The organism is Thiocystis violacea, from assembly GCF_016583575.1.
Lineage (GTDB): Bacteria > Pseudomonadota > Gammaproteobacteria > Chromatiales > Chromatiaceae > Thiocystis > Thiocystis violacea.
On sequence record NZ_NRRG01000102.1, the window covers coordinates 1 to 9,243 of the forward strand.

11 protein-coding genes are annotated in these 9,243 nt (G+C 61.0%); 7 read left to right on the forward strand and 4 right to left on the reverse strand.

Annotated elements, in window-relative coordinates:
* Positions 1–242: 242 nt before the first annotated feature.
* Positions 243–581, forward strand: coding sequence for a type II toxin-antitoxin system RelE/ParE family toxin (locus CKO27_RS23070; RefSeq protein ID WP_200377262.1), 339 nt, complete (start codon positions 243–245; stop codon positions 579–581).
* Entirely contained in the window at positions 578–859 is a 282-nt protein-coding gene (locus tag CKO27_RS23075; protein WP_200377263.1) for a helix-turn-helix domain-containing protein, read from the forward strand. The genes CKO27_RS23070 and CKO27_RS23075 overlap by 4 nt, the downstream gene beginning before the upstream one ends.
* 422 nt (positions 860–1,281) lie before the next feature.
* On the opposite strand, the gene CKO27_RS23080 is transcribed toward CKO27_RS23075, so the two are convergent.
* Positions 1,282–1,698: a hypothetical protein gene (locus tag CKO27_RS23080; RefSeq protein ID WP_200377264.1), complete on the reverse strand. Its 417-nt coding sequence runs from the start codon at positions 1,696–1,698 to the stop codon at positions 1,282–1,284.
* 143 nt (positions 1,699–1,841) lie between these two features.
* Here CKO27_RS23080 and CKO27_RS25430 point away from each other — a divergent pair, with 143 nt between their 5' ends.
* Entirely contained in the window at positions 1,842–2,513 is a 672-nt protein-coding gene (locus CKO27_RS25430; RefSeq protein ID WP_420825863.1) for a tyrosine-type recombinase/integrase, read from the forward strand.
* An 83-nt stretch (positions 2,514–2,596) separates the two neighbouring features.
* Positions 2,597–3,541 carry a 2OG-Fe(II) oxygenase gene (locus CKO27_RS23090; RefSeq protein ID WP_242471092.1) on the forward strand — a complete coding sequence of 315 codons (945 nt, stop codon included), beginning with the start codon at positions 2,597–2,599 and terminating at the stop codon, positions 3,539–3,541.
* A gap of 503 nt (positions 3,542–4,044) precedes the next feature.
* Here CKO27_RS23090 and CKO27_RS24790 read toward each other — a convergent pair.
* Both CKO27_RS24790 and CKO27_RS24795 read right to left on the reverse strand, forming a co-directional pair.
* Complete coding sequence (locus tag CKO27_RS24790; RefSeq protein ID WP_338116177.1) at positions 4,045–5,049, reverse strand: DUF6399 domain-containing protein; 1,005 nt, start codon at positions 5,047–5,049, stop codon at positions 4,045–4,047.
* Positions 5,050–5,148: 99 nt separating this feature from the next.
* Positions 5,149–5,526 (reverse strand): hypothetical protein, encoded by a 378-nt coding sequence (locus CKO27_RS24795; protein ID WP_242471093.1) that lies wholly within the window; start codon positions 5,524–5,526, stop codon positions 5,149–5,151.
* Between the two features lie 699 nt (positions 5,527–6,225).
* Between CKO27_RS24795 and CKO27_RS23100 the strand changes: the two genes are divergently transcribed.
* Entirely contained in the window at positions 6,226–7,155 is a 930-nt protein-coding gene (locus CKO27_RS23100; protein WP_200377267.1) for a hypothetical protein, read from the forward strand.
* Positions 7,156–7,527: 372 nt separating this feature from the next.
* Here the strand turns inward: CKO27_RS23100 and CKO27_RS23105 are convergent, their stop codons facing one another.
* Positions 7,528–8,046 carry a hypothetical protein gene (locus CKO27_RS23105; RefSeq protein ID WP_200377268.1) on the reverse strand — a complete coding sequence of 173 codons (519 nt, stop codon included), beginning with the start codon at positions 8,044–8,046 and terminating at the stop codon, positions 7,528–7,530.
* 315 nt (positions 8,047–8,361) lie between these two features.
* On the opposite strand from CKO27_RS23105, the gene CKO27_RS23110 reads away from it, so the two are divergent.
* Positions 8,362–9,006: a zinc ribbon domain-containing protein gene (locus CKO27_RS23110; RefSeq protein WP_200377269.1), complete on the forward strand. Its 645-nt coding sequence runs from the start codon at positions 8,362–8,364 to the stop codon at positions 9,004–9,006.
* An 83-nt stretch (positions 9,007–9,089) separates the two neighbouring features.
* A partial coding sequence (locus tag CKO27_RS25440) for a zinc-ribbon domain-containing protein (RefSeq protein WP_200377270.1) occupies positions 9,090–9,243 on the forward strand: 154 nt, incomplete at its 3' end.

Genomic DNA, 9,243 nt, shown 5'->3' on the forward strand with positions numbered 1-9,243 from the left:
GAACTCGATGAAGCGCTTGCCGGCTTCGGGGGTCCTGACGAAGAGCGCCGGCAGGTTCATGGCGCTCGGATTAAGCGCGTTGACGAGCTGATTCATGTCTGATCTCCGCTAACCGGGATGTCGCTTTTTCTGGCGCCAACGCGCTGTGCCTGGGCGCGCTGCTCGGGTGTCGGCCAGGGTAGGGCGGACTGATCCCGGCGTCCGCCTTGTCTGAGCATACAAAATTCTGTATATATTAGCGCATGCCTGAGCCCAAGCCGATTGCGTTCCGGGGCCATGCTCTGGACGATCTGCGTGCCTTCCCAGTCGCGGCGCGCCGTGAAGCGGGGTATCAGCTCGACCAAGTCCAGCATGGCGGGACCCCCGACGACTGGAAGCCCATGAGCACGGTGGGACCGGGCGTACAAGAGATTCGGATTCGCGACGCCAGCGGGGCTTTCCGCGTTCTGTACGTGGCGAAGTTCGCCGAAGCGATCTATGTGCTGCACTGCTTTCAGAAGAAGACGCAGAAAACCAGCCAGGCTGATGTGCAGCTCGCCGCGCAACGCTATCGGGAGTTGATCCAGGAGCGCACCCCATGAGCCAAGACCGTTTTGCCAGTGTCTGGGAGGCCCTTGAGGACACGCCCCAGGACGCCGAGAACTTGCGGCTGCGTGCCGCCCTCATGCGGGCGTTGAAAGCGCACTTGACCCAGACGGGTCTCACCCAAGCGCAGGCGGCCGAGCAGTTGGGGGTCACCCAACCGCGCATCTCCGATCTGCTGCGCGGCAAGATCAACCTGTTCAGCCTGGATACCCTGGTCAACATGGCGGCCTCGGCCGGTCTGCACGTCGACATGCAGTTGCGTCGCGTCGCCTAAGTCGGGGCCACTCGCGCGCCGGCCAGACTGGCACGTCAGTTTTCAATCGAGCGCACTTTGATGATTGCTCCTTGCAAGCCTCGATACGCTCGCGTGAAACTCAATCGACCGCACCCATGGGATTGCATCCCGCAATCCTGACCGCCGGCGCATCGAGAAAACAATCCTTCCCGCGCCCATGATTGCCCTCCACAATCCTCCCTGCCCCGCCCTCATCCTGCATGATAAAGGAGGTTATCATGCAGGATGAGGGCGAGGTGGGGAGGATTGCGAGGGTCAATCGTCGGCGTGCGAAGGATTGCGTTTAGCGCGCGGCGCTGTAAAGATTGCAATTGTCAATGGTTGGCGCGTCGTCGATTGGATGCGGCGCGCGCCTGACGAGGGTTGCGGAGATCAATCGGTGCGGCGCGGTTGATTGAGTTTCACGCCCCCCGAGACGGCGGATGGCTCCCACGCGTCCGGCGACCCGTGACCGGGTCGGTCGCGGTCTGGGCCTCGAAGGGATAGCCCAAGCTCTTGGCCACCAGGAAGGCGCACCCACGGTTGAGGACCAGCCCGACGAGCGCGGGGAGGATCAGGAACTCAAGGGCCAGGGTGTCGGCATGCGCTTGGACACCCAGTCCTTCTGGGATGGACCACCGGAGCGCCAAGAGATACACCAAGGCCAAGAGCAGACTGGCCGAGTCGAACAGCACCGCCAGCAGGATGGCCCATGCCGAGCAACCGGCCGCCACCGTCAGGACAAGGCCCGACAGGATCCCGCTCGCCGCTAAACTGGTCATGGCGATCCGGGTCTGCCCGGTGTGCCAGTAAAACCAAGGACTCTTGAATCGTTTCATCGACAACGCCTGGTGTTCCCATGACAACGGCTTTGATCACCATCGGCGCGGGGTCCGTGACCCTGCCAGCGCTCTTCGTGCGAACCCCGGAGGTCGGTAAGCGCTTCATCGAATTTNTCAAGCAGAACCTGGCGGCGATCCGCATGCTCTTCGATTGGCTGGTGGTCGGTCAGCAACTGGCGGTCAATCCGGCCGCCGCCGTGCGCGGTCCCAGGTACAGCGTCAAGAAAGGCAAGACGCCGGTACTGAGCGCGGAGGAAGCCCGCCTTCTGTTGGACTCGATCGACACCGGCACGCCCATGGGGCTCCGGGACCACGCCCTGATCAGCTTGATGGTCTACACCTTCGCCCGTGTCGGGGCGGTGATCAAGATGCGGGTGGAGGACGTCTATATTCAGGGCCGGCGCACCTGGGTACGGCTGCACGAGAAAGGCGGCAAGCGCCATGAAATGCCCTGTCACCACAACCTGGAGGCGTCACTGGAACGCTATCTGGACGTGACCGGATTACGCGGCCAGCCGAAGGCGGTCCTCTTCCCCACGGCCCCCGGCAAGCGTGGTGAACTCACCGAGCGCGCGCTCCAGCAGCATGAGGTCTATCGCATGATCCGCCGGCGCGTCCTGGCCGCCGGGATCGGCACGGCGGCGGGCTGTCATACCTTCCGCGCGACCGGGATCACCGAGTATCTGAGGAATGGCGGCAAGCTCGAAGTGGCGCAGCAAATGGCCAACCACGAGAGCGCCCGCACCACCGGGCTCTATGACCGGCGCAACGATCTGGTCAATCTCGATGAGGTCGAGCGAATTATCATTTGAGACGTCTATCCGCGGCGTGCGCCAGAGCGTTTTCACTCTCCTTGGAAGACGAAAAACCGAGGGAACCTCAAGGAGTTCGGCCGTTGCTCTGGCAACCACATCACCACCATGATCCATTCCCATTTTTTTGTGTCGATTCCGCATTCTCCGAGGAAGAGTGTGCGGCACTGGAGGGCCTATTTTTACAAACCAATGATTGGCCGCATCGGGATGGCGCGTTTTACCAGTGCGCTCTGTGCGACGTGACCGAGAAGATTCCGGCCTCGTTTCAGACCGCCATACTCGCTAGAATGCGCGAGCTGACCCGGTTGCCACTGGTTAATCGTGTTGTCGTCACGGCTCAACGAATGCGGCCCGGAGACGTCATTGGTATCCATAGTGACCGACCACTCTTGGGCTATGAGAGTGCGCGACTGGTCGTGCAACTGAATAAACACTGGCGGCCTGATCATGGCGGTGTTCTGGAATTATTCGCATCGCCGGATGGCCAAGCGGTGTTCCGTGTTGATCCTGAATACAACACCGCCTTTGGCTTTCCGCTTCACGCGGGTTCCTACCATGGGGTGACCGAGGTGACCCAGCCGCGCCAAACCCTGGTCTTCAATTTCTGGCATGCGGCGAACACACCCGAACTGGCTGAATACGTTCAAGCCTTGTTGGCCAACCTTCATTTCTCAGAGTTCCCGGCGGCACTCAATCCTGTGGCCTCGTCCGCAGAATCGACGCGGCCCGAGGAGACGACATTTCGTGCCGGCACCGCGGCGGTGGCACTCCAGCGCTTGGGCTACGATGAGGCCACCATTGTGACCGGGTATCGGCACAGCGCTGGGCTGGCGATCTGTGAGACGGGCGACGCGGAAACCGATGCGGCGGTACTCCTGGCGGACTGGATGGCGTACCTGTATCGGGATTCGTTTGATCTGGCACGCTGGAATCGCTTGCGAAACAAACTTGATGGAGTAGAGATGGTGGCGCGCCTGCGGCCAGCATGGCTGCTGTGTCTTCCGGAATGGAGCGAGTCACACTAGGCAATATGGTAACTCAGGTTCCGGAGTGCAAAGTCAGCCGTGAAGCGACACGAATTTTACTCAACAACCACCAGCTAAAGCTGGTGGGTTGAAGTGACGGACTGAAAGTCCGGATACGGGTCGAAAGACCCGTTCAGGGTGCCTTGGTTCGGAAGTTATCGTTGGCCTTTGTCTCAAATGATGTCCCAAATACGCCCGACTCATTTCGTCCATCACGGCGTTGGATGTCACGCAAAAGCTGCCGCGCGCCTAGCTAGGCCACCCACGTCATGTTTTCTCAGGCGGGTCAAGGATCGCCTGGTGACCGTCTCCATCATTCGTCGCGTTGGCCACAAGCCGCAAAAGGCTTAAAAGATCAATCTGACCGCCTAAAGGCGGTGGTTTTAACCTTGCTTCGGACAATAAATGATAGTGGCCTCAGGAATGGTATCATGTCACCTGATTAGTAACGAAGCTCAGCACATCCGAAATCACTGTAAATCAATGTTTTTTATGGGCCTTGATCATCGTTTCGGCCACCCCTGGTACGCCGCCATCGGCATCAGATAGGGCGGCTTGGACGGGCGCGGTCGTAGGCGCGCCGGTCGCGGCGGCAGAGGTACCCGCTGGAGCACCTGCACGAACAGCGATTCATGGGCACGACCGAAGAAGCGTTCGGCGGCGTCGGCGCGGTGGATGTGGAAGTTATGCACGGCGGTGAGCGCCGCGAGCTTGCGGTCGCTCAGGCGATGACGGCCATGGTGATGGAGGGACAGTTGACCGTTGCGGCCCTCCACACCGGAGCGGCTGCGCTGGAAGCGATCGGCGCCTTCGCCGGCCACCTGTTCCAGGTGCTCGCGTTCGCCACCCGGCAAAGCCTGGAGCGGAGGCGTGCCTTGGCGCAGCGGTTCGAGCCACGGGCGGTTCAGCGCGCGCAATCGGTGACGTGGTTCGGCATGGGTGCGGCGCGCGGCGACGCGCTCCAGATACAGGGCCGGAATCAGGTGTTCGAGGAGGGCGCGTTCCAGCGTGGGCGACCGCGCGAGAGCCTCGACCTGCCCCTGCAGGGTGGCGAAGAAAAACGCGATGGTGGCCAATAATTGTGTGGTTAGACGCGGCGCCTTGGCCAGACGTTCACGGGCGCGCGTCGGCGGCTCGGCGGCTGCGGCCAGGCGCCCGAGCCGGTTCCAGACGTCGCTCAGGCGCTGTGCGACGCGTTCGACTGGCTGTGCCTGTCCACGCTCCAGATCGTATGGGTGATAGAGGGTGCCCAGCTCACGCATCAGTTCCCGCGCCTCGACCTGACGCGCCTGGGCTTGAGCGAGTTCGGTTTCGGCCGGCACCAACTCGGTCAGGGCCGCCTGAATACGCGCGGCGAATGCGGGCGGGCGACCGCCGGGGCGGGGCGAGTGGTCTTCGTACGCCTGCCGTGCCGCCCGCTCACCCTCCCCGCGCGTCTGGGCGGCGGCCACGGTCGCGGCGGCCTGCCGGACCTGGCGGGCCAGGTGCCGCGCGGTGGCCTTCGACACCTCAGGCTGGCCATGGAAGAGGTCCGGCGAATGATGGGCCTGCAGATCCACCTCGACAGGCCGTGGCCTCGTCGCTGGTGCCTTGGATCACCTCGACGTTCAACCCGGCGAGGGCCGCTTGGAGCGCCTGCGTCCAAGTCGCGGCCGTGCGATCGGCCGCGTACGGCTCCTGAAGCAGAAACCCCGACACCGGCTCCGGGCCACCCAACAGATCCGCGGATGGAAGGTTTCGTCCTCGCACACCGTTACCGACCGCAGCGCCATGCCCACCGCCAGCGCGGCACGCGGCTCACCCGCCACGGCGACCACCGCCTCTTCCAGGGCGGCATTGAGGCCCTGTTGGCTCCCGTAACTGGTGCCGACAACCGCCGACAGCCCGCTCAACTCAAGGAATTGGCACACCACCCGCCCCCCGGCACCGCCCGGCAGGGGGATCGTAAAGTGCGCCGCCAGCACCAACTCATGCCGCCACGGCACACCCTCCGGGGTCTCGACAAAGGCCGCCAAGACCGCAGGGGCGGCGCCGGTTTGCACCAATCCTGCAAGGTACTACGCGCCAGGCCAAGGTCGGCGGCCACCTGCCGTTGGGGCTGTCCCACCGCTAGGCGCGCCGCCGCCGTTTCACGCTGTTGCGCCCGCTCCAGGCGCGAGCGGTGCCTCACGACCAACCGACCGTCAACAGTCGTGCCATGCGCCTTGGCACCGGTCTCGTGTCTAGGCTAAAGTCAACCCTGGCAGGATCTTCGAACATCTTTCTTCACCCTCGGTTCGTTTGCACGTCCAAGGGTACGAAATTTCGAGGATCCTGCCACTCGCCCTCAGGACTTTCACCAAGTGCGGCACTTGGCCTTGGCCGGAATGATGATCGACGCCGACCATAAGCGTGTGAGATCTTACATGTTCTGTAATCATTGTGGCGCGAGTGCACCGAATAACGCTCGCTTTTGCCATGAATGCGGTCGTAGGTTGACCGCAACGTTCGGTACGCGGTTGGTGTCCATGCCACCCCCGCCTGCTCCACCACCTCGTGAGACGAGGATTCTGCCCTCCGCATCCTCGGCGAGCCTGGGTCCACCCTCAACACCGTCCACGGCCGTGTCGGCCACGCCCTCCGAGAAGCAAACGAATGGAACCGTTACCTGGGAGATTGGTATCCCGCTGATAACCAATCCGCGGATGCTCAAAACCCTGGCCATCGTCTCGACCTTATCGGGTCTGATTCCCATCCTGATCATCGGCGTCGTTTTTGCGGGCCAGGGTGACTGGGAGCAACTCCTATCTCTTGCCGGAGTATTCACCCTGGCGGGGGTTGGTCTGTTCGTTATGCTCCTGCTAGTCATGCTGGTCTTCTTCAGCAATCGTCTACGCACCCGCTATACCCTGAACGCTCAAGGCATTCTGCAGGAGACTATCGATAAAGTGAGCAAGACCGCCAACCGCCTGGCGGTGGTGGCCGGCGTCCTCGGGCGCAGTCCAGGCACGGCGGGGGCCGGACTGATCGCCATGAATCAGGAGGCCGAAGGCCTGGAATGGCAGGGTAGATTTACCCTGGAAGCGCGGCCCCGAAGGCATCTGCTCATCTTCCGTAACGCCTGGCGGCCGGTGTTGGAGGTGTATTGCACGGCGGATAATTTCGACCAGGTGCAGACCTTGGCCCGTCATTATATGGCGGAGCATGGGACGCGGCAACGCGCCGAGGTCAAATCCCCTCTGCCCGTCTACCTACTGCATACTCTGCTGATTCTGCTGGCCTGCGTTCCTATTATTGCCATCCATGACGAGTTCAACCTGGACATCCTGCTCCCCATGATCCTGCTGGCCTTTGCTTTGGCCACCCTCTGGCTGATCCCCCTGTTTGGTTATGTGGTGCTGCTAACCAACACGTTGATCCTGCTGTCCTTTACCAGAGCTATGCTGGAGGAACAAACCTCCTATTTTCGATCCGGCGAGACCTATCTTCACTACCAAGTCTTCTCGGACGCCGACTGGGTAAACCTGGGTATCGCGCTACTAGCCCTGGCCTACCTGTCTTGGCTGTCGCTGAGGGCAGTGCGGGGTAAGCTCATGTCCCTGCTGATACGGGACAGGATGGACATGGGTGCCTGACAGGGGCGGATCTGAATCGACCAAGGCAACAGAAATTCGCAATGCGAACACCTGATTAGTTACGAAGCTCAGCACTGCGGTGCGAGAACTCTCAAGCCAAGTTCTTGTTTTCTCTTGATCCGGCCAATCTCTGACCACCTGAGCGCGGTCTCCAAGTCAGTGCAGGCGACCACCGTACCCGGCATAGACTCCGATGGCTGAAAACAACTTCATAAAAAACATTGTCTTACAGTGAATGCGGATGTGCTGAGCTTCGTAACTAATCAGGTGCGAACATGCTGCCGAGAATTGGGCACACTCGGCCGGTTGTATTCGTGAACGTGCCGCTTGGCAAGGGGCTGACCAGCCCCTGCGCTGCATCAGCAGCCAAAGTCACCACTTTGGCTTAACACAAGCATCTTCTTGGAATGGATTTGTTCCTGGGATGCAATTGGTTCCCTGAGCGTTGGTGTTGTTTTGTGGGCCGGAATTGGGAAAACAGCCCTTGAGTTTGACGAACCCATTGCCGCCTGAGCCTGAGTTTTGACAGACGGCAGGAATGGATGTGTTGACGGTATATTGGCCGTGCTGAAGAGTGCTATTCACTATGAATTGCCCCTCACACCACTGACTCTGATAGGGGTCACAGCTTGTTGCTTGAAATTCACCGTATATCTGCCCTCCGGGACCCTGTAAGGTGAATGGCAAGCTCCTGCCACCAATTCGTGTGTCATACCAGACATTTATCGTGCTCACTCTTACTGCGGATTGAAGGTTGAACATTGCGGTTTGCGTGGTGCCGCATGCTGCGGTATTGCCAGTATCGATCAAAATCTGGTTGCAGTCGCTACTGCTCGCGGGAACATGGCATACTGCCAGGAAAAGCCCTGTAATCAGATGTCTATTATTCATTTGTACAGTCCATTTACGGAAGCCAAGGAGCCCCTGTGAGGGATCGCATGACACGCGAGCCTGTAACCTCCAGATTTTGATGGCGCGTCAATCAAGCCGCGTTTTGAAATCAGTCGAATTACAGCGATGCGTGTAAAGCGATCCACTTGAGGGGGCCGCAATCGTAAAACCCCGACGGTGCCGGAGATGATTACTCCTGATTCAAGTCCCGGAGGCAATCCAAGTCTGCTCCTGGACCAGGAAAATCCACAAGTCTAGAATGGGCATCACGGCCAACAGGGTTGAACCGATTCGCGAGACTGGACGCGACAGACGATGACGACTCAGCGTTATTGTGAATCCTGCGGGACTCGACTGGGAGAGGGCGCGCATTTCTGCGAGGACTGCGGCGAAAGGGTTTCGGCCCAAGTGGGATCGGCCGATCTGCTGACGCCGCCAGCGCTGGCGGCCGAGGACACGCCCACGTCGCAAAGCGAGCCGGGGCGGCAGCGAAAGACACGGGTGTTTGCTGGCCTGGCGTCTCTCCTCGCAGCGGTCATTTTGGCCATCCTCTCATGGCTCGGAATTGAACTACGAAAGAGCCCGCTGCCCACGCCGGGCGCCTCATTGAGCGCGCCGACGGTGGAGGCGCCGCTCAGTGACCGGCGTCCGGTCAAGGAGACGGCGCCGATGACGGTCGATGAATTGAACCGTCTCAAGGAGGCCGTCGTCATGGCAAACCGCATGCAGACCGATGCGATCTTCGAGAAGTCGCCGGAGGTCAGCCGGCTGAGCGATGGGCTGATGCAAGCCATTGAGCATCTTGGGCAGGGCATGAGACGCTTCTATCGTGTTGATGGACGAGGAGGTCTTGAGGCGGCGCGGCGCGAGATGGGGCTGTTTCTGCGCGACCTAAGCTGGAAGGGGCTGGGTCTGTCGGAAGACGCTATCGCGTTCGGAGTCTCGAGTGTCTCACCCTGATCCGTCAAGCCCTGCGCCGTCGCGGGGAGTCATTGCGAAGGCGCCGATTGTTGCAGGCCAGCCATCCGCGCGGGAGGTCATTGATGTTCTGCACCCAATGCGGCGCCAAGAGTCCGAATGAAGCCCGGTTCTGCCAAGCGTGCGGACATCCATTGACCGATTCGCCCGGTGTCCGGTCTCCGCCACCGCCGCCCCCTGCGCTGCAGACAGGGTATCAGCCCCTGGCACCGCCCACGC